This is a genomic window from Gemmatimonas aurantiaca T-27 (genome assembly GCF_000010305.1).
Lineage (GTDB): Bacteria > Gemmatimonadota > Gemmatimonadetes > Gemmatimonadales > Gemmatimonadaceae > Gemmatimonas > Gemmatimonas aurantiaca.
Window position 1 is genome coordinate 2895745 of record NC_012489.1, and the last position, 25192, is coordinate 2920936.

The 25192-nt window shown below is 64.8% G+C and carries 23 protein-coding genes; 7 read left to right on the top strand and 16 right to left on the bottom strand.

All coding sequences use genetic code 11. From position 1 onward, the window contains the following. Positions 1 to 155 precede the first annotated feature (155 nt). Complete coding sequence (locus GAU_RS12720) at positions 156 to 3002, top strand: beta strand repeat-containing protein (protein ID WP_015894283.1); 2847 nt, start codon at positions 156 to 158, stop codon at positions 3000 to 3002. 113 nt (positions 3003 to 3115) lie between these two features. Here the strand turns inward: GAU_RS12720 and GAU_RS12725 are convergent, their stop codons facing one another. The 5 genes from GAU_RS12725 to GAU_RS12745 form a co-directional block, all read right to left on the bottom strand. Further along, positions 3116 to 4078 (bottom strand): SprT-like domain-containing protein, encoded by a 963-nt coding sequence (locus tag GAU_RS12725; RefSeq protein ID WP_015894284.1) that lies wholly within the window; start codon positions 4076 to 4078, stop codon positions 3116 to 3118. Positions 4079 to 4103: 25 nt separating this feature from the next. Further along, the gene (locus GAU_RS12730) at positions 4104 to 4757 is read right to left on the bottom strand and encodes an alpha/beta hydrolase (protein WP_169307675.1); all 654 of its coding nucleotides are present in this window, start codon (positions 4755 to 4757) and stop codon (positions 4104 to 4106) included. Between the two features lie 35 nt (positions 4758 to 4792). Then, entirely contained in the window at positions 4793 to 5935 is a 1143-nt protein-coding gene (locus GAU_RS12735) for a VOC family protein (RefSeq protein ID WP_015894286.1), read from the bottom strand. A gap of 189 nt (positions 5936 to 6124) precedes the next feature. Then, complete coding sequence (locus GAU_RS20980) at positions 6125 to 7045, bottom strand: metallophosphoesterase family protein (protein WP_083765629.1); 921 nt, start codon at positions 7043 to 7045, stop codon at positions 6125 to 6127. Then, entirely contained in the window at positions 7008 to 8021 is a 1014-nt protein-coding gene (locus GAU_RS12745; protein ID WP_015894288.1) for an isocitrate/isopropylmalate dehydrogenase family protein, read from the bottom strand. Before GAU_RS12745 ends, GAU_RS20980 begins: the two co-directional genes overlap by 38 nt. Before the next feature lie 199 nt (positions 8022 to 8220). Here GAU_RS12745 and GAU_RS12750 point away from each other — a divergent pair, with 199 nt between their 5' ends. The 4 genes from GAU_RS12750 (at position 8221) to GAU_RS12765 (ending at position 14576) form a co-directional block, all read left to right on the top strand. Further along, on the top strand, positions 8221 to 10293 hold the full coding sequence (locus tag GAU_RS12750) for a carbon starvation CstA family protein (RefSeq protein ID WP_015894289.1): 2073 nt from the start codon (positions 8221 to 8223) through the stop codon (positions 10291 to 10293). 241 nt (positions 10294 to 10534) lie between these two features. Continuing rightward, complete coding sequence (locus tag GAU_RS20985) at positions 10535 to 10807, top strand: YbdD/YjiX family protein (protein ID WP_083765631.1); 273 nt, start codon at positions 10535 to 10537, stop codon at positions 10805 to 10807. A gap of 20 nt (positions 10808 to 10827) precedes the next feature. Further along, a complete protein-coding gene (locus GAU_RS12760) occupies positions 10828 to 13320 on the top strand; it encodes a prolyl oligopeptidase family serine peptidase (protein ID WP_083765632.1) in 2493 nt (830 codons plus the stop codon). A gap of 107 nt (positions 13321 to 13427) precedes the next feature. Continuing rightward, positions 13428 to 14576 carry a M20/M25/M40 family metallo-hydrolase gene (locus GAU_RS12765; protein ID WP_052574427.1) on the top strand — a complete coding sequence of 383 codons (1149 nt, stop codon included), beginning with the start codon at positions 13428 to 13430 and terminating at the stop codon, positions 14574 to 14576. Here the strand turns inward: GAU_RS12765 and GAU_RS12770 are convergent. The 11 genes from GAU_RS12770 to GAU_RS12820 form a co-directional block, all read right to left on the bottom strand. Continuing rightward, positions 14553 to 15929, bottom strand: coding sequence for a galactokinase family protein (locus GAU_RS12770; protein ID WP_052574428.1), 1377 nt, complete (start codon positions 15927 to 15929; stop codon positions 14553 to 14555). The genes GAU_RS12765 and GAU_RS12770 overlap by 24 nt on opposite strands. A gap of 37 nt (positions 15930 to 15966) precedes the next feature. After that, complete coding sequence (locus tag GAU_RS12775; RefSeq protein WP_070105079.1) at positions 15967 to 16752, bottom strand: sugar phosphate nucleotidyltransferase; 786 nt, start codon at positions 16750 to 16752, stop codon at positions 15967 to 15969. Between the two features lie 29 nt (positions 16753 to 16781). Then, positions 16782 to 18176 carry a Gfo/Idh/MocA family protein gene (locus GAU_RS12780; protein ID WP_015894295.1) on the bottom strand — a complete coding sequence of 465 codons (1395 nt, stop codon included), beginning with the start codon at positions 18174 to 18176 and terminating at the stop codon, positions 16782 to 16784. After that, positions 18176 to 19165 (bottom strand): sugar phosphate nucleotidyltransferase, encoded by a 990-nt coding sequence (locus tag GAU_RS12785; protein WP_015894296.1) that lies wholly within the window; start codon positions 19163 to 19165, stop codon positions 18176 to 18178. The genes GAU_RS12780 and GAU_RS12785 overlap by 1 nt, the downstream gene beginning before the upstream one ends. A gap of 125 nt (positions 19166 to 19290) precedes the next feature. Further along, the gene (locus GAU_RS12790) at positions 19291 to 19668 is read right to left on the bottom strand and encodes a cupin domain-containing protein (protein WP_015894297.1); all 378 of its coding nucleotides are present in this window, start codon (positions 19666 to 19668) and stop codon (positions 19291 to 19293) included. Beyond that, positions 19665 to 20222, bottom strand: coding sequence for a F0F1 ATP synthase subunit delta (locus GAU_RS12795; RefSeq protein ID WP_015894298.1), 558 nt, complete (start codon positions 20220 to 20222; stop codon positions 19665 to 19667). Before GAU_RS12795 ends, GAU_RS12790 begins: the two co-directional genes overlap by 4 nt. Further along, on the bottom strand, positions 20222 to 20821 hold the full coding sequence (atpF, locus tag GAU_RS12800) for a F0F1 ATP synthase subunit B (protein ID WP_052574430.1): 600 nt from the start codon (positions 20819 to 20821) through the stop codon (positions 20222 to 20224). The genes GAU_RS12795 and atpF overlap by 1 nt, the downstream gene beginning before the upstream one ends. A 74-nt stretch (positions 20822 to 20895) precedes the next feature. Continuing rightward, complete coding sequence (gene atpE, locus GAU_RS12805; RefSeq protein WP_197525981.1) at positions 20896 to 21165, bottom strand: ATP synthase F0 subunit C; 270 nt, start codon at positions 21163 to 21165, stop codon at positions 20896 to 20898. 177 nt (positions 21166 to 21342) lie between these two features. Next, on the bottom strand, positions 21343 to 22329 hold the full coding sequence (atpB, locus tag GAU_RS12810; RefSeq protein ID WP_015894301.1) for a F0F1 ATP synthase subunit A: 987 nt from the start codon (positions 22327 to 22329) through the stop codon (positions 21343 to 21345). Then, complete coding sequence (locus tag GAU_RS22480) at positions 22329 to 22706, bottom strand: hypothetical protein (RefSeq protein WP_169307676.1); 378 nt, start codon at positions 22704 to 22706, stop codon at positions 22329 to 22331. The genes atpB and GAU_RS22480 overlap by 1 nt, the downstream gene beginning before the upstream one ends. A gap of 43 nt (positions 22707 to 22749) precedes the next feature. Continuing rightward, positions 22750 to 23037 carry an AtpZ/AtpI family protein gene (locus tag GAU_RS12820; protein ID WP_052574432.1) on the bottom strand — a complete coding sequence of 96 codons (288 nt, stop codon included), beginning with the start codon at positions 23035 to 23037 and terminating at the stop codon, positions 22750 to 22752. A 260-nt stretch (positions 23038 to 23297) separates the two neighbouring features. Here GAU_RS12820 and GAU_RS20990 point away from each other — a divergent pair, with 260 nt between their 5' ends. Together GAU_RS20990 and GAU_RS12830 are read left to right on the top strand one after the other, a co-directional pair. Then, positions 23298 to 23747 (top strand): BsuPI-related putative proteinase inhibitor, encoded by a 450-nt coding sequence (locus GAU_RS20990; RefSeq protein WP_015894304.1) that lies wholly within the window; start codon positions 23298 to 23300, stop codon positions 23745 to 23747. Between the two features lie 285 nt (positions 23748 to 24032). Continuing rightward, positions 24033 to 25019 carry an AAA family ATPase gene (locus GAU_RS12830; RefSeq protein ID WP_015894305.1) on the top strand — a complete coding sequence of 329 codons (987 nt, stop codon included), beginning with the start codon at positions 24033 to 24035 and terminating at the stop codon, positions 25017 to 25019. Positions 25020 to 25192 lie beyond the last annotated feature (173 nt).

A 25192-nucleotide genomic window follows, 5' to 3' on the forward strand; every position in this document is an offset into this window, starting at 1 on the left:
GGGACGGGCAGTCTTGTTGTGACGGCGAAATGTAGTGAGCCGGTATCGCGTTGGCAGGAAATTGCCGGGATTGGTTGACACTTTGCGGTGCAGGCGGTCGTATCCGCCTTGGACAGTTTTTTCCTGTCACTATCCAAATTTCTTAGAGGACTTCGATGCGTCGCTTGCAGTTGTTCAGTTTCGCTCTTCTCGCACTGGCCGGATGCTCGGGTGGTGGAGACGGCGACGGCGGGACCGTCACCCCGCCCCCCACCCCGACGATCGCCATTGCGCTCGCGCCGACGACGGCTACCGTCGCTCGTGGTGCCACGGCGACGACCACCGTCACGTTGACGCGCGGTGGCAACTATACGGGTGCAGTGACCTTGGCAGCGAGTTCGAGCAACACCGGGGTCACGGTGGCCTTCAATCCGGCCTCGCTCCCCAATGGCACCACCGCTTCCACCGCGACCATCACGGTTGGCGCCACGGCGACCACTGGTGCGACCACCCTGACCTTCACGGCGTCCGGTGCCGGCGTCACCTCGGCGACCAGCACGCTCGCGCTGACAGTACCGGCGCCAGGCATCACGCTCGCCCCGGTATCCAACCTGTCGATCGTGCAGGGCGGCAGCGGTACCATCCCGCTCACGATCACCCGTACCAACGGCTACACGGGTGACGTCACGGTGACCGCCACCAACCTGCCGGCTGGCGTCACCGCCGCGCCGTTCACCATCGGTGCTGCGGCAACGACTGGCACGATGACGGTGAATGTGGCGGCATCAGCGGCCACCGCTGACTCCGCGCAGTTCACGCTCACGGCTTCGGGCACGGGTGCGACATCGACACCGATTACCCCGCGCCTCACGATCACTGCGGCGACGACACCGGGGATTTCGCTGAATGCGAACCCGGCCGCGGTCAGCATCACCGCCGGTGGCGGCACCAACTCCGCTATCACGGTGACGCGCACAGGCAATTTCGCCGGTGCGGTGACCCTCGCCGTATCCAACGCTCCCGCGGGCATGACAACCACGCTCACGCCGGCGTCGCTGGCTGCCAACGTCACGACGTCCCAGCTCGCGATTGCGACCACGGCCGCAGTGGCCGCCGGCACGCACACCCTCACCGTGACCGCCACGGGAACGGGCGTGACCACCAAGACGGAGCAAGTCGTGGTCACGGTCGCGCCGGTCCCCGCCATCAGCATCTCGGCGAGCTCTTCGGCCCTCACGGCAGCGGCCGGCGCCAGCACCAGCACCGGCATCACGCTCGTTCGTACGAACATCACGGGTGACGTGACGTTGGCCGCGACCGGCGCACCGGCCGGAGTGACGGCCACGCTGACACCGTCGACACTCTCGGGCGCGACCCTCACGTCCACGCTCAATCTGGCGGTCGCCGCCTCCGTGGCCCCGGGCACCTATCCGATCGTGGTCAATGCCAGTGGCGCCCTCACCGGCGGCGGCACGACCAGTGCCCAGGTCACGGTCAACCTCACCGTCTCCGCTGCGCAGGGCTACACGATGTCGGCCAGCGCCGCATCGCTGCAGCAGGGTGGCACGGGCACCAGCACGGTCACCATCACCCGCACGGGTGGGTTCGCCGGTACGGTGAACCTCGCGGTGAGCAACCTGCCAAGCGGCGTCACGGCATCGTTCAATCCCGCCGCCGCAACGGCGACCACGTCGACGCTCACGTTCACGGCCTCAGCGGGCGCCACGACGGGCGCGTTCACGGCCACGATCACCGGCACCGCCACGGGCATCGCCAACGTCACCACCACAGTGGCTGGTACGGTCACCGCCAGCGGCGGTGGCGGCGGCAACGTGACGGCACGCTTCTGCGACGCCGCCGAGTATCCGCTGTGGGTTGCCTCGCGTAACGGCACGACTGGTGCCTGGACCAGAGTCACGGCCGGCGCGAACCAGACGTACAGCTTCACCATCACCGGCGTCGGTGGCGTGGCGTGGGCCAAGCCGGACGGCAACAATGGCTTCGCGGTGACCGTGTACTACGGCTCGGCGCAGGAATTGACGAGCTACGGGCTCGCCGAATGCGCCAACAACCCGGCCGGCGGGAAGTCGCTCACCGGCACGTTTGCCGGACTGAGTGGCGCACTCCAGTCGGGTCAGGTCAGCATCGGCGGTGCATTTGCCTCGTCCACCTTTGGCCAGAGCGGTTTCAACCTGACCGGTGTCGCGATGGGCAACACGGACCTGATCGCGTTCCGTGCAAACACCACGATCAACGGCACGTCGGTGAGCATGGTGCCCGACAAGGGCATCCTCCGCCGCAACGTGAACTACCCCAGCGGCAGTGCCATTCCCACGCTCGACTTCAATGCGAGCGAGGCGTTCACCCCGGCTTCGGCTCAGGTGACGGTGACCAATCCGTCTGGCGGTCTGTTGACCGTGATCGCGAGCTTCCAGACCGGCAACGGCACGTTTGGCGGATTCTCGTTTGGCAACCTCACTGGTGGTGGCAGCGGTGCCAACACGGTGTACGGCCTGCCGTCGGCGCTGACACAGGCCGGTGACTTCCACCTGGTGCAGGCGACATCCACGGTAGTCGTGAACAACCTGCCGGTGTCTGCCCGCTCAGTGACGCTGTTCAATCGTGATCTCGCCAATCGCTCGGTCACGTTGGGTCCGGACCTCGCCGTGACGGGCAGTGGCCTGGTGACGATTGCCACCACGCCCTATGCGCGACTGCGTGTGAACGGCACCTGGCAGTCAGAGTACGGTGACATGCTGTTCGGCACGTTCTCACAGTCGGTGGCGAACGTGAACCGCAGTTGGGTGGTTTCGGCGACCCGCGCGTACTTCGCCGGTGCGTCCACCTTCGAAGTCGATATGCCCGACTTCAGCGGTGTGGCGGGCTTCGACACGAACTGGGGTCTCCGGGCTGGATCGTCGGTGTCGTTCGGCGCCGTTGCATACAGCGCAGGCGGCGCGACGGCGACCACCGAAGGACTCACGATTCGCTCGGCATCCGTGTACGGGACACGCACACCGTAAGTGATCCCACAGCAGGAGGACTCCGGTCCTCCTGCCGCCGCCTCGCACGGCATAGACAGCAAAGGCCACGACATTCGTCGTGGCCTTTGTTCTTCCGTCGATGCGTCGTTGGATCAACCGACGCCTGATCGCTTCTTTCGCTCGAGCGGCGTCACATCGCGTCGAGCCGCAGGGGTAATGCCCACCTCGCGCGCCTTCTGCCGAAACTCCGCGCCGTGATCCACCGCGCGTCCGGTTTCATGTTGCCACTGATGTACCATTTCGTGCAGCAGCGTGTGCATCGCTTCGCGCCAGCCATGGCGGGTGATGTGGGTGCGTGACAGCACGATTTCCGGCGGCGTGTGCTTGGAACCGGGATCAAAGTGTCCGAGCCGCGTGGCCATGCGACCGGACAACCGCACCGGGATGCCATTCAGCGCGCCGGCGAACCACTGCGCATTCAATTGTCGATGCGCTTCAGCCAGTTGCGCGAGCATCGGCAAGTCGCCGGGGCGTGCGGTTTCACGCCGCCGAGGAACCGGCGCACGTTCGACGTCATGCGCCAGAATGACATCACGCGCCGCCTGACGTTCCGTCTTGGTGCGTGCAATGGCAAAAGCCACGACCGCGCGCAAAACACGCTCCGGTGCGTCAGCGTAGCCCTCGTGTACCCGCAGTGTGCGACCAATGAGCGACACCATCACCGTGCGTGTGCGCATCAGCACCAGGGCGTCCACACCACGCAAACCGAGATCCTGCAACCGCGAGAACAGCACGGCCGTCCGCGCCCGCAACGCCGACCGGCCACGCGCAGGGCGCGGCTCCACCACCGGCGTCACATCGACCATCATGGCCCGCGGAGTGGCCTCCATGCCCAGCAACGATGGCTCCGGCAGCGCCTGGCTTCGTGGCATCGGCGTCACCGGCATCGGCGCCACCGGTAGGGGCACCACGGCAGGCACGATCGAGACCGCTGGCAACGTCACCGGCGCCAGCAGCACCATGGGCGACACCACATGCAAAGGTGTCACCTCAGGTGCGGCTACCGGCGCGGAGAAGAAGTCGAAGCCAAGCTGCGACGTACGGTCGTGGGGCATCACCTTGAAGATGATACCCCACCGCTCACGCGGGAAGCTCCGCGCGCACGGTCTCGACCAGTGTTCGCAGCGCTTCGATCTGATCACCGACGATATCGTGGCCCACCCCCGGATAGATGCGCAGATCCGTCTGTGCCCCCAACGCGGCGAAATACTCGGCAGAACGGCGCACCAGTGCTTCGGGGATATGCGGATCGGCGTCGCCACAGGCCAGGATCACCCGCGCGTCGGCAAGTACGTTGGCCGATGCGGGATCGGCCACACGATCCAGCGCTGGATCACCAATCAGTGCACCTGCCAATGCCACCACACCCGCCACCGGTACGCGACCCTGTTGTGCGGCGTGCGCCGCGTATTCGAGGCTCAGACAGGCGCCCTGGGAAAACCCCACAAGAATGGTGCGAGTGGCAGGAATACCTGCGGCAGCAGCCATCAACACGGCGTGTTCCACCGATGCCAACGCACTGTCCAGCCACGGCTGGTTCTCTTCCTGAGGCGCGAGAAACCGATACGGATACCAACTGTTGTCCTTCGCGCGAGGTGCGATGAGCGCCGCATCGGTGGCACGCGCCGCGCGCGCCACCGGTACCATGCCCTCTGCCGTACCCCCACGCCCATGCACCAGAATCAGCGCCATGCGTGCATCGGCCAGCGGCACACCGTCCAGGACAGGCGCCATACCCGCATGCGGTCCTGTGACCGTGATCGATGTCATCACGCCCCCCCGGTGTCGCCTGGAACCGGGAGACGTCCGGGGTAACCGGTCATCCCCTGCCCTGCATCATGCCCATCGTGCGGCCACGGTTCGCGATCGAGCGGTGTGAGCGCCGGAGCAATACGGTCCCGCTGTTCTTCGAGCCACGGCGGCAACCGCAGTGTCGAACCCGTGCTCGCCACCGGCTCGTCGACAAGAAACCCAGGCCCCATGGTTGCGAGTTCGACGATGTGGCCATCGGGATCACGCGTGTAGATGCTCTTGAAGTACACACGATCGAGTACGGGCGACACCTGAATACCGGCATCGAGCAAGCGATCGCGCATCTCGAGGTGCACGCTCTCGTTGGCCACGGCCAGGGCGTAGTGATGCGTCTGCCCCGTGCCCATGTGTGAGCGACGTTCGGTGGCCGGCCGTTCGAGATAGGTCACCAGGGAGCCCGGGCGGGCATCCGCCGTGCCCCAGCTCCAGTGCCGTGTACCGGGATCGTCGAAGTTCTCGGTCTTCTTCACCAGCGCCATGCCGAGGATCTGCCCGAGAAACTGATCGGTGATCTCGATGTCGGACGTCATCGCCGTGATGTGGTGCATACCACGGGTGAGCGACATCGCCGGATCGATGGTCGGTACGGGCTCGGGCCAGGTGATGGCCGCAATCGCCGCTTCGTCACGGCCACCGGCGACCAGCTCCGCAGGGGGTATGCGCTGCGGGATCTCACCGGCGTGTTCGTTGAACAGCAGCCCCGGGCCATCCGTCGCGATCTCGATGATCACGCCGTCCGGATCACGGAAGTAGATGCTGGTGAAATACTGCCTGTTCCACGGCCCACGGACACGGATGCCCAGGTCGGAAAGCCGGCGCTTCCACCGCAGCAGCGCATCCTGATCGGGCACCCGCAGCGCGATATGGTGCGTGCCCCCGATGCCCGTCCGCCCCCTCGGCGCACGGGGCCACTCGAAGAACGTGATGACCGTCCCGGCCCCGCCGGTCTCGTCGGCGAAGTACAGGTGATAGCTGCCCGGATCGTCGAAGTTGACGGTGGTTTTCACGAGCCGGAGACCCAGCACGCGGGTGTAGAAGTCGACCGTGCGCTGCGCATTCGCCGCAACGAGGGTGACGTGGTGAAGTCCGAGAATCGACATGGTACCGCCTCCTGCTCCTGTGGAGCTCATTTATCTTAGAACTAAGATATTGCTCTCGCCTGAACTGTCAAGCGTTTCCATTGCGACGTTAAGCGGGCCGGCGGCCGCCAGACATCAACCGGTCGATCTATCTTGGACCGCTCGAGGGCGCGATGCGCGATCTCACGGCGACGACGGGATCCGATCGACCTACGTGCCGGCGTGACTTCGCGGCATGGTGGCGCGGGCGGGGCCGGCGATGAACGCGCCGTCCAGAAACGTCCACGCGGATACGGTCACGTCGGTCGCGGTGGCTTCAATGATGTTGAGGGCACTGGCTCGGCGGCCCCGCATGCGCCGGGAGAGCGTGTTGGCCGCGCTGATCACGAACCGACCCGTGCGACGCTCCACGACTTCGACACGTTCCTCGTGATCATGGCCCGTGCACACCACATCCACATTCAGGGCCGCGATCCGGTCGAGCATCAACTGCGGGCGCTTCATGCCCCACCGTCGCGACAGGTTGCCCCGCACGACGTTGTGATGCACCACCAGCAGGCGCAGGTCGTCGGCCGGGCTTTCGGCCAACTGCGCGGCGGCCCGGTCGAGTTGTGCGTCGGTGAGGCCTCCCTTCACCCGCCAATCGCGGGGATACCAGGTCAGCGCAGCGGACAGCATGCCCCAGGATGAATTGAGGCCGACAATCGACAAGCCGGGCACGCGCAGCACCGGCTCGATGTCCTCGTTGATCCAGGCGCGATAGCCGGTGTGCAGCCGGCTCGCGTCACCCACACCAAACGGCGCATGCCACCAGGCGGTATCGTGGTTGCCTGGCACCGTGAGCACCGGGGCGAATGTGCGAAGTGCGTCGAGCAGTTCACGGGCCTGACGAAATTCCCGTTCGCGAGCACGCTGCGAGAAATCGCCGGACACCACAATGGCATTCCAACCACCCGCGCGGGCGAGGGCAAGCGCCCCATCCACATGTGCCCCAACAAACGGGTGCCCGCAGTGGATATCGGAGAGGTGCAGGACGCGCACAAGCGGTGTGCCTGAGGGCGCGCCCTGTCCTCCCGAGGCAGACGGAACCGGCTCAGCCAAGTTGCGCGACGACAGCGTCGGTGAATTCATCCGTGGTGGCGGTACCACCCAGATCACGCGTCAGTGCGATCTTCTCACGGATCGTGCGTTCGAACGCGGTACGAATGCGCTGCGCACGCGCATTGTCGCCGATGTGTTCGAGCATCATGCAGGCGGCCAGCAGCAACGCGCCCGGATTGGCGATGTTCTTGCCGGCAATGTCGGGCGCCGTGCCGTGCACGGCTTCGAAGATGGCGGCGGTCTTGCCGATGTTGGCGCCCGGTGCGAGCCCCAAGCCACCGACCAGACCGGAGATCTCGTCCGAAAGAATGTCGCCGAAGAGGTTCGTCGTCACGATGACATCGAACTGCTCGGGACGCATGACGAGGTGCATGGCCATGGCATCGATGATGCGCTCTTCAAACTCCACGCGCCCCGCGTACTCGGCGGCCACCATACGGCCCACGTCGAGGAACAAGCCTTGCGAGAATTTGAGGATGTTGGCCTTGTGCACCAGCGTGACCTTCTTGCGGCCATGGGCCAGCGCGTACTCGAAGGCGTAGCGCACGATGCGATCGGAGCCTTCGCGCGTGATGATGGCCACCGACTCGGCCGCCGCCTTCGGGTCATCCCCGATACGGACATAGTGCTCGATGCCGATGTAGAGCCCTTCGGTGTTCTCACGCACCAGCACGATGTCGATATCGTCGAAACGTCCCGGCACGATGGTGTACGCCGGGCGGACGTTGGCGTACAGGTCGAATGTCTTGCGCAGGGCCACGTTGATGGAACGGAAGCCTTCACCTACCGGCGTTTCCAGTGGTCCCTTGAGCGCGAGACGTGTGCGCTTGATCGAGTCGAGCGTGGCTTCGGGGATCGGATCGTTCCAGCGGGCCACACCGGCCATGCCGGCGACCTGACGGTCCCATTCGATGTCGGCGCCGGCGGCGGCCAGAATACGGACGGTGGCTTCGGCAATCGACGGGCCGATGCCGTCACCGGGAATGAGCGTTACGGGAGTGGACATGAGCAGGACAGGAACGATGCAGGATCGATGACGAGCGTGGGATCAGGACTGTCGACAAGTCTAGCGACCAAACGGGTCCCATGGTGCCCCCAACGCACACTTCCGGGTGGGCGTTCATTGACAATGACAGGTCCCCGAGCGCATTAACGAATCGCGTCCTGTCATCTCACCTTGCGGACCTTCCTCCCTCCCCCGCCGCGTGTCCCGTCTGCTGAAATACCTCCCCTGGATAGGCCTGGCCCTTCTTGGTGCTGGCGCGCTCGCCATGATCGCGCTCAACCGAGGCGAGAAGATCAGCGCCGCCTGGCTCCTCACTGCCGCGGTCTGTGTCTATCTGATCGGCTACCGGTTCTACAGCCGCATCATCGCGAGCGACATCTTCGGCCTCGACGCCACCCGGGCAACGCCCGCTGAGCGCCTCGACGATGGTCGCGACTACGTCCCCACCAACAAGTGGGTCGTCTTCGGCCACCACTTTGCCGCCATCGCCGGCCCGGGCCCGCTGGTCGGTCCGACCCTCGCCGCGCAGTTCGGATTCCTACCGGGTGCCTTGTGGATCCTGGTCGGCGTCGTGCTGGGCGGCGCCGTGCAGGATTTCGTGATCCTCTGCGCGTCCGTACGCCGTGACGGCAAGTCGCTCGGCCAGATGGCGAAGGATGAAATCGGTCCGCTGGCTGGTACGGTGGCGCTGGTGTCCATCCTCGGCATCATGGTCATTCTGATCGCCGTGCTGGCCCTCATCGTCGTGAACGCGCTGCGTGACAGCGCCTGGGGCACCGTGACGATCGGCCTGTCCATCCCGATCGCCATGGTCATGGGCGGCTATCTGCGCTGGGTCCGTCCCGGCGCGGTGCTCGAGGCAACCGCCGGTGGTCTGGCGCTGCTGTTCCTGTCGCTCTACATCGGCAAATGGGTATCGGAGTCCCCCGAGTGGGCGCCGGTGTTCACGCTGAGCGGCACGACGCTCTCGTTCTCGATCATGATCTACGGCTTCTTCGCATCGGTGTTGCCGGTGTGGATGTTGCTCGCGCCGCGTGACTACCTCTCCGCGTTCGTGAAGATCGGTGTGGTGGTCGCGCTCGGTTTCGGCATCCTGTGGGTGCTGCCCGACATGGAAATGCCGCCGATCACGAAGTTCATCGACGGGACTGGTCCAGTCTTCTCCGGCAAGCTGTTCCCGTTCGTGTTCATCACGATCGCTTGCGGTGCCATCTCCGGTTTCCACGCCCTGATTTCTTCGGGCACCACGCCCAAGCTGTTGCGTCGTGAGCCGGACGCCCGCCTGATCGGCTACGGCGGCATGCTGATCGAGTCGATGGTGGCCATCATGGCTCTCATCGCGGCCTGCGTGCTGACGCCGGGCATCTACTTCGCGATCAACTCGCCGGCGGCGGTCATCGGGACGACCGCGATCACCGCAGCGGAAACGATCAACGGATGGGGCCTGTTCGCCGCCATCTCGGCAGCGGATCTCGAACTGCTGGCCCGTCAGGTCGGTGAAAACTCCCTGCTGTCCCGTACGGGCGGCGCGCCCAGCCTCGCGGTTGGCATGGCGCACCTGTTCTCGCGTGCGCTGGGTGGTGAGAGCGCGATGGCGCTGTGGTACCACTTCGCCATCATGTTCGAAGCGCTGTTCATCCTGACCACGCTGGATGCCGGCACTCGTGTCGGTCGCTTCATGCTGCAGGACCTGCTGGGCAACATCTACAAGCCCCTGGGTCGTGTGGCGTGGTACCCGGCCGTCGTGACCTGCTCGGCGTTGTTCGTGATGATGTGGGGCTACTTCCTGTATCAGGGTGTCACCGATCCCCTGGGCGGCATCAACTCGCTGTGGCCGCTGTTCGGCATCTCGAACCAGTTGCTGGCGACTGTGGCGCTGTGCGTGGGCACGACGGTGATCATCAAGATGGGCAAGGCCAAGTACGCGTTCGTCACCATCATCCCGCTGGTCTGGCTGGTGATCGTGACCTCCTCGGCCGGCTACATGAAGATCTTCTCCAGCGATCCCAAGCTCGGCTTCCTGTCGCATGCCCGTATGCTGAAGGAGCAGATCGCCAGCGGCACGCTGCCGGCGAACATTCCGTCGCCTGCGGCAGCCGAACGGATGATCTTCAACGATCGATTGGATGCAGCCATTGCCGCCTTCTTCCTGGCCGCCGTGGTCGTGATTCTCGTGTCGTCCATCCGCCAGTGGCTGGCGGTGACGTCGGGCAAGCAGGTGGTTGGCAGCACCGAAACGCCCTATCAGCGCACGCAGCTCACAGGCGCCTGATCGCCCCGCCGCCAACTGAGCGGCAGAACAAGGCCACGGAGCGACATGCTCCGTGGCCTTTGTCGTGGCACCCTCTCGCGCTTCGGCCCTCCGGACACGATCTTTCCGATGTGTCTCAGGTGAGTCCCGCCTCCCTGCGGCGCATGTGGCAGGCCCCCCGAGGGCCTGTAGAACTGGTCCATGCCGTGATGCCGAGAGTCGTACGGTGTTCGGTTCGTCCGCTGCTCTTGCCCCCCAGGTCATGTCCACTGGCCAATCCGTCGGCGCATCGCTGCCAGGCGTTTCGTCCTCCGATCACGTGAACGAAACGTCATTGTCGGCGTTCGCCCGCGTGCGTCACGCACTCCAGCGCGTGGCCGCCGTTGTCCGTCGCATCATCGGTGTGCCGGACTACGAGACCTACCTCGACCACATGCGTCGCCAATACCCCGAGTGCACGCCACTCGACGCCACCGCGTTCGAACGTGAGCGCATGGCGGACCGCTACACCCGCCCGGGTACTCGCTGCTGCTGACCGTCTCACCCCTCCAGTCCATGCCCGTCTCCTCCTCCACGCGATCGGCGCCCCGTGCGTCGATCGCGTCTGTCATGGTGTCCCTCGGCGTCACGCTCGGGGGCACTGTGCCATCGCTCGTGCCGGCCACCCTCGTGGCGCAGTCCGCCCCCGCCGGTGCATTCGACTTCTCCATCGCGAACATCATGCGCGGCCCCGAGCACACGGGCCGCGAGCCGCAGGGCGCCGCCTGGAGTGCCGATGGCCAGTGGCTGTATTTCCAGTGGACGCCCGCCGGTGCGGCGTGGAACGAGCCGATGCGTCCGTACCGTGTCCGCACGGTCGCCGGCTCCAAGCCGGAGCTCGTGAGCGATGCGCACATGGACAGCGTATCAGCCGTTCTCGCGGACGGCGTACTGAGTCGCGACCGCACGCGTCGCGCGACGTCGGTCCGTGGAGACCTGTACCTCATCACGCTGCGTACCGGCGCCGTTCGACGACTCACACAGACCGCGGTCGCCGAAACCGATCCGCGCTTCACCGCCGATGATCGCTCACTGATCTTCCAGCGCGATGGCAATGCGTACGTGTTGGATCTGACGAACGGTGACCTGCGGCAGCTCACTGATGTGCGCGGTGGTCCGGCCCCGCGGGATCCAGAACGGCCCACGGGCATGCGCGGCGAAATCGAACGCCAGCAGCGCGAGTTGTTCGATGTGATTCGCGACCGTCAGCGCACAGACTCGCTGCAACGCGCGCAGCGGAATGCGGCACAGGCGCGCGGCCTGCCAATTGTGTATCTGCCCACCGGTGAGCGGCTCGCCTCTCTCAGTGTGTCGCCGTCATTGCGGTACGCCGTGCTCACGACGGCCTCGGGTCCTGGTGGATTCGGACCCGGCGGCGGCGGTGGTGGTTTCGTCGCGCAAGGCGGGGGTCAGGGCCAAGGCGGCGCTGCGGCAGCGGGCGGCGCCGGCCAACCGCGTAACACGATCGTGCCGAACTACGTGACCGCGAGTGGTTTCACCGAGGATATTCCGTCGCGCACCAAGGTAGGTGATGTGACGGGGCGCTCACGCGCCTATCGCCTGGATCTGGCAACGGGCCGCCTGCAACCGCTGGGCGTGATCGCGAACAATCTCGAGCGCCCGGCCTCGCAGGTGCGGGTCGCGAGCTGGAAGGCGGATGGATCCGCAGCGCTGATCACTTCGTCCACCCCCGACTTCAAGTGGCGCTACCTCACGTCGGTGGGAGACACCGGTCAGTTGCGTGTCGTGCATGCCCTGAACGACACGGCCTACGTGGGCGGGCCATGCAGCAACTGCATGGGCTTCCTGCCCAACGGCCGGGTGTGGTATGGCAGTGAAGTGAGTGGATATGCCCACCTCTACACGGCCAATGTCGATGGCTCCGACACGCAGCCGCTCACCAGCGGCAAGTGGGAAGTGGAGCGCGCGGAGTTGTCGGACGACGGCACCTGGTTCCTGCTGCACACCAGTGAAGAGTCGCCGTTCGTTCGCCATGCCTATCGCATGGCGGCCACCGGTGGCGCACGCACCAAGATCACGCGCGAGCATGGTGGGCACAGCGTCACGCTGAGTCCCGACGGCAAGCGCTTCGCCGATGTGTACTCGGCCAGCAATCTCCCGCCCGAGTTGTATGTCGTGAATGCCGACGGCAGCAACCAGACCCGCCTGACGGTGTCCACCTCGGAGGCGTTCCGTTCGCGCACGTGGCTCAAGCCCGCCATCGTGAAGATTCCGGCCAGCGATGGTATCGAAGTGCCGGCGCGGATCTATCGCCCGGAAGACATGGGCGCAAAGCCCAACGGCGGTGCGGTGATGTTCGTGCATGGTGCCGGCTACCTGCACAACGTGCACGACTTCTGGAGCACGTACACGCGTGAGTACATGTTCAACCAGTTGCTGGCCAGCAAGGGATACATCGTCCTCGATGTGGACTACCGTGCGAGCGCTGGGTATGGACGCGATTGGCGTACGGCGATCTATCGCTGGATGGGTGGCCGAGATCTCGCAGACCATGTCGATGCATCCAAATGGCTGCAGAAGGAACATGGCATCGATCCCGAGCGCATTGGTCTGTACGGTGGCAGTTACGGCGGCTTCATGACGCTGATGGCGCTGTTCACCGCCCCCAAGTCGTTCGGCGCCGGTGCCGCGCTGCGCAGCGTGACCGACTGGGCACACTACAACCACGGCTACACCGGTGGCATCCTCAACCTGCCGCAGGGTGACACGCTGGCCTATCGCCGCTCATCGCCGATCTTCTTTGCCGAAGGCCTCGAGGATCCGCTGCTCATGGCGCACGGCATGGTCGACACGAACGTGCACTTTCAGGACATCGTACGCCTGTCACAGCGACTGATCGAACTGGGCAAGACCGATTGGGAACTGGCCGTGTATCCCGTCGAAGATCATGGCTTTGTGCGTCCCGATTCCTGGACCGACGAGTATCGGCGAATCTTTGAACTGTTCGAGCGCACGATTGGCCCGAACGGCAGCAAGGCGAAGAAGTAACCAATCGGAGCGCACACCCGATGTTCGGTGCTTCGGCGCCCGATGCATGGATTGACACTCTTGTCGACCACTGGCGTGGTCGGCAGGAGTGGATCCTGGCTCACCAAATGGACATTGCTGGTATTGCTGCACCAACGGGTGCCGAAGAACGCCGCGCCGCACATGTGGAATCACAGCTTCGTGCGATGGAAGGCATCGACACACACCGTGATCGCCATGGCAATGTCTGCGCGGTGATGGTACCGGCATCGGCTGGTGCTGGTGTTGATAGGGCCCCCCTCGTGTGTCTGGCGCATCTCGACACCGTGTTCGACCGGGAAACGCCGCTGGTCATTCACCGCGAGGGTTCGATTGTGCGGTGCCCGGGTATCGGCGACAACAGTCGTGGGTTGGCCGTATTGCTGGCGCTGGCACAGACGTTGGGTGCCGCCGACGTGCGAGGTCGCCTGGCGCGACCGGTGCACCTCATCGCCACCGTGGGTGAGGAGGGGATCGGCGATCTGCGTGGTGCGCGCGGTTGGTTCGATGATCGTTCCGCAGCTTCGCATATCGACCCTTTTGCGGTCATTGCAATCGACGGTCCGGGCGACGACACCGTGGTACATCGCGCCCCAGGATCGGTTCGGCTCCGTATCACGGTGACCGGCCCCGGCGGGCACAGTTGGACCGATGCCGACACGGTCAGTCCTGTGGCTGCCGTGGGCCACCTCATCGCCGGGATCTCGCGTCTGGCTCACGAGCGCCCCTCGGGCACCACCATCGCCGCCACCCGCGTGTCGGGCGGTGAGTCGCTCACGGCCATCCCCACCCAATGCTGGGTCGACATCGACATTCGTGGCATCAGGCAGGCCGACATCGACGGTCTGCGCGCATCCACCATGACATTGCTGTCCCGAGCGATCCAGGAGGAGCGGTCACGCCATCCGCGCACGACCCTCGACCTGCAGGTGACGGTACTCGGCGAACGACCGGCTGGCTCCATCAGTGAACAACATCGACTGGTGCGCGCGGCGGTGGTGGCGACAGCAGCCGTGGGACGCGACGCGCGCCCCGCCATCGCCTCCACCGACGCCAACATCCCGCTGTCGCGTGGCATTCCGGCCATCGCACTCGGAGCGGGTGGCACCGGCGGTGGCGCGCACACGCGCGACGAATGGTACGACGACCGCGATAGTCACCGGGGTGTTGAACGACTGCTTCGCCTCGTCCTCACGCTCGCGACCAGCCGACCCTCAATCGACGATCTCGAACGCTGACGCGCTGGGCACCGTCGTGAAGAACTGCGCGCGCTGGGCGGCGATGGGGTGCGCGCGCGCATACCGTTCGCGCCACCGCGCCAGGAACGGATCGGCCTGTGCGGCCGGGATCATCGCCCACACGCTGCCCCCGAACCCCGCGCCAAACGCACTCGCCGCATCGGCACCAAGGTCGCGGGCGTATCGGTGCAAATGCACCGTCTCCGCGATCTGATTCTCCAGGGCGCGTTCCGCCCCAAACTGCGACGCATCCACGAGAGAACCGAATGCCGGCAGATCGCCGCGCGCCAACGCGTCGGTGGCCTTGGGCACCAGGACGAAAGTCTCCTCGAAAAACTGCTCCAAGCGGGCACGGAGATGTCGGGCGCTGAAATCGGGCGCGTCGGCCACATCAGCGGCGATGAACAGCGCCTCCGGCACCGCTTGTGGCACCGTGCCGCCGGATGCGGACAGAAACGCATCGTGGAGCGTGCGCACGCTGTCGCCCGCATGCCGATTCCAGGCCAGTACCAGACGATGCGCGGTGCGCGCTGCCCGATTGTATCGCTCCTTGGCGGCACCGGTCTTGGCCGCCACCACACCGCTGACGGCAACCACAAACCGATGCGTCTGCGGCCACGGTACCGAACGTTCATGCGCGGCCGGGATCCACCGGAAGACATCCAACTGACCCGGAGAGCAGCACAGAATGGCCGTCTGGTCCTGCGCACCGCCCATCGTGCCCACCCCACGCTCACCGCTCAATCCCGCAAAATCCCCACCGTTTTCGAGCGCACCGACATACCCCGCCAATGTCAGGCGATCGGTGATGGAATCGGTCCAACGCGGATCCTGATCCAACGCGGAGAGCGAGGCCATGGCTGCCGACAGTGCCACGGTGAACGCACTGGAGCTCGACACCCCGGCAGCGGGAGGCAGGTTGCTCGCCAGACTGATGTCGGCCCCTCGCACGGCACTGCCGAAGTTGTGCAGCAATCGGGCCATCACGGTGCGCGGATACACCGACCATGGCACCGATCCCCGTTGCGGATGTTCGAGAGACAGAGAAACGGTTTCACGCCGCCTGGCATCGCGAATCACCACCATGGCATCGGTACGCGGACGGGCCACGATCACCAATGCCCGCTCCACCGTGCACAGCAGCGAGCGTCCGCCCGCGTAGTCAACATGTTTGCCCAGCACCTCGATGCGTCCCGGCACGATCCACGTGCGACGGCCGCGCGCTGGCACATCGACACGATCCAGAGCCTGATGCGCGTCGCGGCACAACTGCGTAGCCGCCTTCATCGCCTCAGGCGACAAGGGCGACGCGGACAGTGCATAGGAGGACAGGAGCGTGCGGTCGGAGCTCACCGGAAAGCAGAGAGACAGGCGGAGGGGCGTGGATACGTCAGGTCTTCGGTTCGATATGCAGCAGTCGCGCCGTGACCGATGCGATATCCCGGCGCTGCGACAGATCGAGGACCGGGGCGCTCATGCGAATGGCCCGGATATCCGCGCCCTCGTGGAGGGCGAGTGCCACCGCTTCGGGTAGCTCGAACTCGCCTCGTGCAGACTGCGGAACACGCCGGCAGGCGTCGACGATCGGCGGTGTGATCGCCCACAAATTCATACCCACCCAGCGCGCAGCTTCGCTGTCGATATCGAGGTGGTCTCCCGGCTTCTCCACGATACCTCGCAAGGTCTCATCGTCGCCGACATCCAGCACGGCATAGGCACGCACACGATCCGCATCGATGTTGCCATCGCGCACCAACACGTCCCGATCGAATGCGACCGTGCCGGCGCGTGACTCAGCGGCGAGCGCCGCATACGCGGCCACCGGGTAATAGTTGTCGGCGTTGAGCACCAGAAACGCGGGTTCATTCACGACCGCGGCGGCACGCACGACCGCGTCAGCGGTCCCGATCGGCACCGGCTGCTCCGCGTATGCCATCGTCACACGACGCGGCGGCGATGTGGTGAAATGCGCACGAATCGGATCCGGAGCAGGGCCCACCACGAGCACGACCTGTTCGATGCCCGCGTCCGCCAACGCCGACACGAGATATTCGAGAAAGGGGCGCCGTATGGGGATAAGCCCCTTCGTTCCCGTTGATGCGGCGGCGTCCTGTTCGGAATTGAGTGCAGCCGACGCGTCGGCCCGGCGCATTCGTGTGCCGAGCCCTCGTGCCATGATCACCGCCGTGCGGATCGGCAATGCGGTCAGGGGGCGGTACCCGGGCCCTGTGGGGCCGTCGACGTACGCCAGGCACCACGCGTGAAATCCGGGAACTTGACGGGCGCACTGCCCTTTCGCATCGACTGCTCACTGAGTGCAAACGGCACGCTCCACGCCACGGCATCGTACACATCGAAATCCGGAGCCAATCCTTCGCGCATGCACTGCACGAGACGATAGGCCATCACGAAATCCATGCCGCCATGACCGCCCTGTCTGGCCTTCTCACCAACGGCCGTCCAGAGCGGGTGCTCATACCGCGCCTGCACGGCGGTGAGTGGTGTCCATCGCTCGCCACCTGCGGCGCCGTCGATGTAGAGGCGCGGCGGATAGTCGTTGAAGATGGCTTTCGAACCCTGCAGGTTGTTGAGCCGCGAATAGGGCCGTGGGTTCACCACATCATGCTGCAACAGAATGGTGCGTCCTTTCGCTGTGCGGATGAGCGACGAGTTCATGTCACCCGCCTTGTAACGCTCCGCCCACTTGGCGCTCCCCTTGGGCTCATGCTGCTCGCGCCACTCGGTGAGACCTGCCTCGTTGGAGGACATCGACACCATGTAGTCGAAGCGGTCGCCGCGATGGATGCCCAGATACTGCGCGACTGGGCCAAGTCCATGGGTGGGATAGAAGTTGGCATCGCGCTGCGTGTGCGGCGCGCGGCGCCATAGCCCTTCATCCCGATCTTCGAACAGGATCTTGCGCAGGTCGTGCAGATACGCCGCTTCGGCGTGCAGCAGCGTACCAAACACACCCTCGCGAACCATGCGCAGCACCGATAGTTCGCTGTTGCCGTAGCAGCAGTTCTCCATCATCAGACAATGGCGCTTGGCCTTTTCCGATGCTTCGACCAGGCGCCAGCAGTCCTCGACGCTCATGGCAATCGGCACTTCACTGGCGCAGTGTTTACCCGCAGCAAGGGCCGCGAGCATCACCGGTGTGTGCCACTGCCAGGGCGTGGCCGTGTACACAAAGTCAATGTCGTCGCGCTGCACGAGGCGTTCGAAATCCCGCTCACCCGCCGTGAAGAGCGCGGGTGCCTTGCGTCCGGCCTTTGTGACCATATCGGCCGCACGCTGCGCCTTCTCGGGCACGACATCCGCCAACGCCGTGATCTCCACACCTTCCACCGCGAGCCACTCGTTCAGCACCGAGCGTCCACGGAGCCCGGTTCCCACGATCGCGATACGCACCACCGCGTGTTTTTCGAATGGCACCCCCAACATCGCGCCGTTCGTGGAGGGGACGGGAGGTGCCAGATCGACGCGCCAATCATCTGTGCTGGCCAACAATCGCATGGGCGCACCGACCATAGCCGTCGCCGCCGCGGCAGCGGCTCCGCCCAGCAATGCGCGTCTCGACACCTTCCCGTCATCGTGCATCAGCCTTCGCCTCGCAGCTCCGAGTGATCGCCCAGGGTCATGCGGCCGCTGACACCATCCACGACGACATGATCGCCGAGGAAGCAGTCGTGCAGCGTCGCATTGGAGATGTGCGCATGTTCACCAGCCACCGTGTCACGTACCGTGGCATGGCGGATCGTACTGCCAGCGCCGATGGATACGTTGGGGCCCACGGTGGCGTGTTCGATCGTGACACCGTCCTCGATGTATACCGGCTCAACGATCGTGGCCCCTTCACCAAGTGTCCCCGGACGGCGCGCGCGGCCCTTCTCGAGCATCGTGCGATTCGTGTCGAGCAACGTCTCGAGCTGGCCGGCGTCGTACCACCCGTCCACGTCGACCACCTTGATCTTCGCACCTTTGTCGATCATGTACTGGAACGCATCGGTGAGATACCACTCGCCCTTGTTCGGGGTGGTGGTCAGCACGTGGGCGATGCCCTCGTACAACAGCTTCCAGTTGCGGATGTAGTAGAGACCGATGTTGGCGCGCTTGGAGATCGGCTCCTTGGGCTTCTCCACGATGCGCGTCATGTGGCCCTCGGCATCGGTCACCACCACACCGAAGCGCTGGTAGTCCTCGACTTCCTTCGTCCAGATGATCCCGTCGGCTTCGGTGTCTTTTGTGATGCTCAGGTCTGCATCGAAGATCGTGTCGACGAAAATGATGAGCACCGGCTGATCGACATAGTCCCGCGCCAGAGCCACGGCACCGGCCGTGCCATCCTGCACCGCCTGCTCGATGAACACGCTGGGGATGGCATAGTTGGCCTTGGTGAACGCCTCGACCTTCTCCTTGAGGTGGCCGGTGATGTACACGACCTGTTCGACATTGCCCAGGCGCATGACATCGTCCATCACATAGCTCATGACGGGACGCCCCGCGACCTTGAGCATCGGCTTCGGCACCACGTGCGTGTGCGGGCGGAGTCGCGTGCCTTTTCCGGCCAGCGGGATGATGACCTTCATGATGTCGTCGGGCTATGGGTGAAGAGGGCGCAGCATGGCGACGCTGTGTCCAAGATGCAGAACGGCGACGTCCCCCGGGAGGGGCGTCGCCGCCATGATTCGTCATCTTGACCGGTCCCTTGTACCTAGGGAGCGCTGGTCCCTTCGCGCCCGTACCGATCCTTGAGTCGCACCACGTCATCGAGTTCCGGTGTGCTCGCCTCGAGCACGTCGCAATCGGTGACGGCTTCCATGTAGTGAATGGTGCCCGGGGTGATGCGGAAGGACTGGCCTGCGGTGAGGAGCTGATCGCGCAGTTCCGTATCACCCGGAAGCTGCACCCAGTACTTCATCTCCCCCTGCAGCAGGTACACCGTCTCGTCCTTGCGCTCGTGGTACTGCACCGACAGCGCCTGGCCGGCCGTAATGTGGAGGATCTTCCCGACGTACCGATCGGTGTGTGCCCAGATCGTTTCGTGCCCCCAAGGCTTGGGGACATGACGTACCTCCACCCGGCCACTCACGCGCGCGTACCACCCATGCGGCGGCGCAGCATGCCGAGCTTCCGACGGAGCGAACCGTCCATGACGGTGTCGCCCACACGAACCACGACGCCACCGAGAATGCTCGGGTCAACGGCGAAGTGCGGCACCACGGTCTTGCCGGTGGCCTTCGAGAGGCGCTCGGCAATCATCTTCGCTTCTTCGTCTCCCGTCTCGCGCGCCACCGTCACCCGGGCGTGCACAATACCCGACGCCGCGTCGCGCAGCGTTTCATACTCTGTCGCGATGGCCGGGATGAGCATCTGACGGCGATTCTTCACGAGCTGCTGCAGAAACCGCAGGAACAGATGCGGAACCTTGTCGCCCAACGCCTTCGACAGCACCACCGACTTCTGCTCGGCCGCGATACGCGGCGACTCGAGGAAGCGCGAGAGATTCACATCGTTGTTGATGGCGTCGGCCACCTGACGCAACAATGCCCCCCACCCCTCGGCGTCGTCCGCTTTGCGGGCGAGCACCAGAAGAGCCTCGGCATAGTTGCGGGCGACGGATTCGCCCTGCACGCCGGCCGCCATCAGCGCGCCGCCTTGCCGTCGAGCGACGCCAGGAAGCTCTCGACGATCTGGCGGTTGCCTGCCGAGTCGAGGTTCTGTTCGATGACGCGGGACGCACCGGCAATGGCCAGGTCGACGGCTTCGCGACGCAGCTCGGCGATGGCCGACGCCTTTTCGCCCTCGATGGCGCGGCGGGCCTGCTCGATCATCTCTTCCTGCTGGTGCTTGGTCTGCGCGAGCAGATCGGTGCGCATCTTCTCGGCCGTCGCGCGGCTTTCGGCGATGATGCCCTGCGCCTCAGTGCGGGCGGCCTCGAGCTGCGCGCGCTGCTGCGCCAACGCCGCTTCGGCCTCGGCACGATCACGCTTGGCACCTTCGATCGCGTCCTCGAGCGCCTTCTCGCGAGCCTCAACGGCGGCGAACAGCGGCTTGAATGCGAACTTCGCGAGCACGACGAAGAGCAGCGCGAAGATGATCAGCGTCCAGAACATCAAGCCAGCCTTCGGCTCGAGCAGGTTCACGGGGCCACCCTGGGCATCGGACGCCAGGGCCGGCGTGGCGATCATCAACTGCGCGACAACGGAAGCGAGCACGCCACGGCGGGCGGAAAGAGCGAACATGGAGAGGTCCACGAAGATGGAGGAAGCGGAGGGGCGCCCGGACGGTTGGACCGAACGCCCCACACGCAGTCAGATCAGAACGTGATCTTGCCCTGGATCTGGAAGCCGATGACGACACCGAACAGCGCGGCGCCTTCGATCAGCGCGGCAAGGATCAGTGCAGCCGTCTGGATGCGGCCAGCCGCTTCCGGCTGACGCGCCATGCCTTCAACCGCCGAACCACCGATGCGGCCGATGCCCAGGCCGGCGCCGATCACGGCACCACCGGCAGCGATACCAGCGCCGATCATGGCGAGGCCCTTCGGATCCTGCACCACCGGCGCGGCGGCCTGGAGGAGACCCATGATTTCCATCGTATAACTCCGAGTCGTAGTCGTTGTGATCCTGCACTCCCGACGGACACTCTGGTCCGCATGCCCGTCACTGAGCGGTGAAGCTCAACGGGCTTTGCCGGTCGCTCGACCGGCTACTGAACACACCGCAGGGGAGAGCCGCGGCACGTCCATTTCAAACAGGTGCGACTAGTGGTGCGCTTCCCGGATCTGGCCGATGAACACGCAAGCCAGCAGCGTGAAGATGAAGGCCTGCAGGAAGCTGACGAACAGTTCGAGCATGCTGATGGCCACGGCCATGAGGACCGGCACGCCAGCCAGCGCCCAGCTCTGGAACGCGAAGATGAGGCCGATGAGTGCGAGCAACACGATGTGTCCCGCCGTCATGTTGGCGAACAGACGGATCGTGAGCGCAAACGGCTTGGAGATCTTGCCGACCATTTCCACCGGCGACATCACGAAGAACATGATCACGCGCATGGGCAGCGGCAGATCCTTGTTCCAGTAGAAGATCGTGCTGAGGTACCCGAAGCCATTGGCGCGAATACCGGCCAATTCGACCACGATGGCAGTGATAACCGCCAGCGTGAACGTCACCGAAATGTTGCCGGTGGCGGTGGAGCCATACGGAATCATCCCGAACAGATTGCAGGTCAGGATGAAGAAGAAGAGCGTGAGCGCGAAGGGCACGAAGGCCTCGCCGTGGTGTCCCACGTTCGGCAGCACGACTTCATTGCGCATGTACAGCGCGAGCGCCTCCATGGCCCCCGCGAAGCCCTTGGAGCGGCCACTCGTGGCGTGCTGGGCCCGCGACTTGGACGCCGCCGTGATGAGCACGATGGCCACGACCAGCGCGGCCGCAATCATGAATACCACGTGCTTGGTGGGCGACATGTCGACCGCCAGGCCACCGATGTGGATCGGCTCCCAGTGGGGCAGCTCGATTTCCTTGTAGAACGGCGCCTTCCAATACGGCAGCTCGAGATGATGGCCGTCCGTGATGTGCGGCGTGATGATATCGACCGGACCGGACGCGGCGGGCGCACCATGTGTATCGGCGCCATGTTCCTGCGCGAATGCCGGGAGCGGCGCGACGACGAGCGTCAGCGCGACACTGGCCAAACGGGCCAATCGGGACAGCGAACGGATCATCGACTGCATCCGGGTATGAGGCATCAGTTCAGAAAGAGCGGCTCGACGAGTGTCGAGAGGAAGTAGAACACCACCAGTGACAGCAGCGCTGGACCAGCCACCAACCCCAGCGCCTTGATGCCGAGCAACGCCCAGAAGGCGACGGACGCAAACCGCAACAACACGCCCAGTCCCCATCCCGCGATCACCTGCTGTCGCGCCACGAGACGCGCCACGGCAAAAGTGAACGTCTGGACGATGATCGCAAGCCATGCACTTGCCCGCACGGCCCGCACCGATTCTGCATCGGTCCATACGAAGGTCTGCATGACGTAGGCGCACACCAACACGAGTGCGACCTGTGCCACCGTAAAACGCAGCAGAGCGGTCATCATCCCCGATGTCGCGGGACGATCAGGCATCGACGGATTCGTCATGGACGTCTTCGTGATTGACGTGATCGTTTCACGGCTTCGGTGTCGAGTCGTCGTGATCAACGGACGAAGCGCGCGGAACGCGCTGTGTCGCCGTCAATCGACGGTAACCCGAATAGAACGCACCACCACCACCCACCAACACACCGCCGAGAAGAAACAGCGGTGCCGTGTCGAACCGGCGATCCATCCAGTTGCCGGCATACACGAACAACAGAATCGCGGCAAAGAACTGCATCCCGAGTCCGGCCAAAGCCCATGGCGACACGTCGCCAGGAGGCTTGGATTCCTGTGTGGAACGATGCGGATTTTCTGCCATTCGGGGGCGGAAGCTAGAGGCTTGTGAAATTTTTCGCAAGCGATCGTTCCGGCTCAAACCGAAGAGAAGCCGAGGCGTTGGCCGAGGGCGGTAAAGATCATGTTGCATCGTCACTTAGGACGAAACTGGGCCCTTGACAGGCTGGGCCGGAGTTAATAACGTGGCGCCGTATCGAAATGTGACGGCCGGTCGTCCAACCGCATGTAAGTTCGGCGCTTCCGCGACCTGCGTCACTTCCCGACAATCTGCCCCTCGTCCTGATGCTCGCGCGCATCACCGTTCCACTGCTGGCAGCGGCCGGACTCGTCTTCGCGTGTGGACCGCGAACGCCGAGCCCGGTGGCGAACGCTCGCCCGAAAGCGGGGGCGGACATGGGGGTGGTGTCCCATGTGATGGTGGACACGGCCAATGGGACCGTCGGGTTCGCGATCGAGGTCACGAACGACTCCCCCAAGCGGGTCGAGTTGACGTTCCCCGATGGTCGGACGCATGACTTCGTGGTGCTGGACACCACCGGACGTGAAGTATGGCGCTGGAGTGCCGGCCGGTTGTTCACGCAGGCCATGCAGAACCGGTTGCTGGACGCCCATGATTCTGCGGTGTACCGCGAAAAGTGGTCGCCGGACACGCCGGGCCAGTACACGTTGGTGGCGCAGCTCCGGAGTGAGAACTACCCCGTGCAGCAGCGGGTCGACTTTTCGCTGCGGTAGTCTCCCCAAGCCGGTCGCGGCATGTGGCCGCGCTCTGTCCCCGGTGCTGTAGCGACAGAGGTCCCTGGAAGTACATTGCGACGAGTTGGCAACGGACGCCCACAGGCGTCCGTTATCGTTTCCGCCAGCTGTTGGTGCGCTGTCTCTGCTTGAACCTGCCGCATCTGGTCCGATGGACCAGCCGCAGTGGGGTGGCGGTGGGCAGTGTGACACTGGTTCCCGTGCACGATCCTGCCTCATGGTGATGGGGATCGGATCGTCTCCCTGCCCCCCACACGATTCCTCGTGACTTCATCCCCGGACGCAAACGATCTCGCGTTGCTCGATCGCCTCGCGACAGCGCGGCGGGAGCTGCGGCACCAGATCGCCCAGCGCATCGTTGGTCAGGCACACGTTGTGGACGACCTCGTGACGGCCTTGCTGGCGGGCGGTCATGCGGTGCTCGTCGGTGTTCCCGGCCTGGCGAAGACGCTGCTGGTGCAGACCGTCTCGCAGGCGTTGGACCTGACGTTTTCGCGCGTGCAGTTCACGCCCGACCTGATGCCCAGCGACATCACCGGTACCGAGCTGATGGAAGAGGAGCCCGGCACCGGCAAGCGGGCCTTTCGATTTGCTCCGGGTCCGGTGTTCGGCAACATGGTCCTGGCCGACGAAATCAACCGAGCCCCACCGAAGACCCAGGCGGCACTGCTCCAGGCCATGCAGGAACGCACGGTGACGGTGGCCGGTCGGACGTACGATTTGCCACGTCCGTTCTTTGTGCTGGCCACGCAGAATCCGATCGAACAGGAAGGTACGTACCCGTTGCCGGAAGCCCAGCTCGACCGATTCATGTTCGAATTGACGGTTGGCTATCCGACGCGTGAGGAGGAGGAGCAGATCGTGCTCTCCACGACCGGTGCGACGCAGGGCGAGGTGAAGCCCGTGTTGGGTGCGGAAGAGTTGCTGCAGATGCAGCGGCTGGTACGCCGCCTGCCGGCCCCGCCGAGTCTGGTGAAGTATGCGGTGCATCTGGCGCGAAGCACGCGGCCGGATGCGGCCGAAGCGACGGCACGGGTGAAGAAGTACGTGAGCTGGGGTGCCGGTCCGCGTGCCTCGCAGTATCTCGTGTTGGGTGCGAAGGCCCGGGCGGCGATGGACGGCCGAGCGATGCCTGACCTGGATGACGTGCGCAGCGTCGCGAAGGGTGTGCTGCGGCACCGCATGGTGATGAATTTCCAGGCGGAAGCGGATGGGATTGCTACAGAGTCATTGATCGAATTTCCGGCCTAACTGGGACGGGAAGGATGACGCGGAGCGGGAGGGCGGCCTTACGAGGTTGTCCTCCCGCTCTTGTTTTGCCTTCCGGGAAGGCAGGGTATTCCGTGTGATGTTCAACAGACTGTAAAATGACACGTCGCTGACGAATCTCGGGAGGATGCGGAAGGCGCAGGAAGTTGTAGCGC

Bases quoted from the DNA above. Each gene is read 5' to 3' on its own strand.
- GAU_RS12720 (WP_015894283.1), top strand. From the start codon at position 156: ATGCGTCGCTTGCAGTTGTTCAGTTTCGCTCTTCTCGCACTGGCCGGA.
- GAU_RS12725 (WP_015894284.1), bottom strand. From the start codon at position 4,078: ATGCCCCACGACCGTACGTCGCAGCTTGGCTTCGACTTCTTCTCCGCG.
- GAU_RS12730 (WP_169307675.1), bottom strand. From the start codon at position 4,757: ATGGCGCCTGTCCTGGACGGTGTGCCGCTGGCCGATGCACGCATGGCG.
- GAU_RS12735 (WP_015894286.1), bottom strand. From the start codon at position 5,935: ATGTCGATTCTCGGACTTCACCACGTCACCCTCGTTGCGGCGAATGCG.
- GAU_RS20980 (WP_083765629.1), bottom strand. From the start codon at position 7,045: ATGAATTCACCGACGCTGTCGTCGCGCAACTTGGCTGAGCCGGTTCCG.
- GAU_RS12745 (WP_015894288.1), bottom strand. From the start codon at position 8,021: ATGTCCACTCCCGTAACGCTCATTCCCGGTGACGGCATCGGCCCGTCG.
- GAU_RS20985 (WP_083765631.1), top strand. From the start codon at position 10,535: ATGTCCACTGGCCAATCCGTCGGCGCATCGCTGCCAGGCGTTTCGTCC.
- GAU_RS12760 (WP_083765632.1), top strand. From the start codon at position 10,828: ATGCCCGTCTCCTCCTCCACGCGATCGGCGCCCCGTGCGTCGATCGCG.
- GAU_RS12765 (WP_052574427.1), top strand. From the start codon at position 13,428: ATGGACATTGCTGGTATTGCTGCACCAACGGGTGCCGAAGAACGCCGC.
- GAU_RS12775 (WP_070105079.1), bottom strand. From the start codon at position 16,752: ATGGCACGAGGGCTCGGCACACGAATGCGCCGGGCCGACGCGTCGGCT.
- GAU_RS12780 (WP_015894295.1), bottom strand. From the start codon at position 18,176: ATGCACGATGACGGGAAGGTGTCGAGACGCGCATTGCTGGGCGGAGCC.
- GAU_RS12785 (WP_015894296.1), bottom strand. From the start codon at position 19,165: ATGAAGGTCATCATCCCGCTGGCCGGAAAAGGCACGCGACTCCGCCCG.
- GAU_RS12795 (WP_015894298.1), bottom strand. From the start codon at position 20,222: ATGGCGGCCGGCGTGCAGGGCGAATCCGTCGCCCGCAACTATGCCGAG.
- atpF (WP_052574430.1), bottom strand. From the start codon at position 20,821: ATGTTCGCTCTTTCCGCCCGCCGTGGCGTGCTCGCTTCCGTTGTCGCG.
- atpE (WP_197525981.1), bottom strand. From the start codon at position 21,165: ATGGGTCTCCTCCAGGCCGCCGCGCCGGTGGTGCAGGATCCGAAGGGC.
- atpB (WP_015894301.1), bottom strand. From the start codon at position 22,329: ATGCCTCATACCCGGATGCAGTCGATGATCCGTTCGCTGTCCCGATTG.
- GAU_RS22480 (WP_169307676.1), bottom strand. From the start codon at position 22,706: ATGCCTGATCGTCCCGCGACATCGGGGATGATGACCGCTCTGCTGCGT.
- GAU_RS12820 (WP_052574432.1), bottom strand. From the start codon at position 23,037: ATGGCAGAAAATCCGCATCGTTCCACACAGGAATCCAAGCCTCCTGGC.
- GAU_RS20990 (WP_015894304.1), top strand. From the start codon at position 23,298: ATGCTCGCGCGCATCACCGTTCCACTGCTGGCAGCGGCCGGACTCGTC.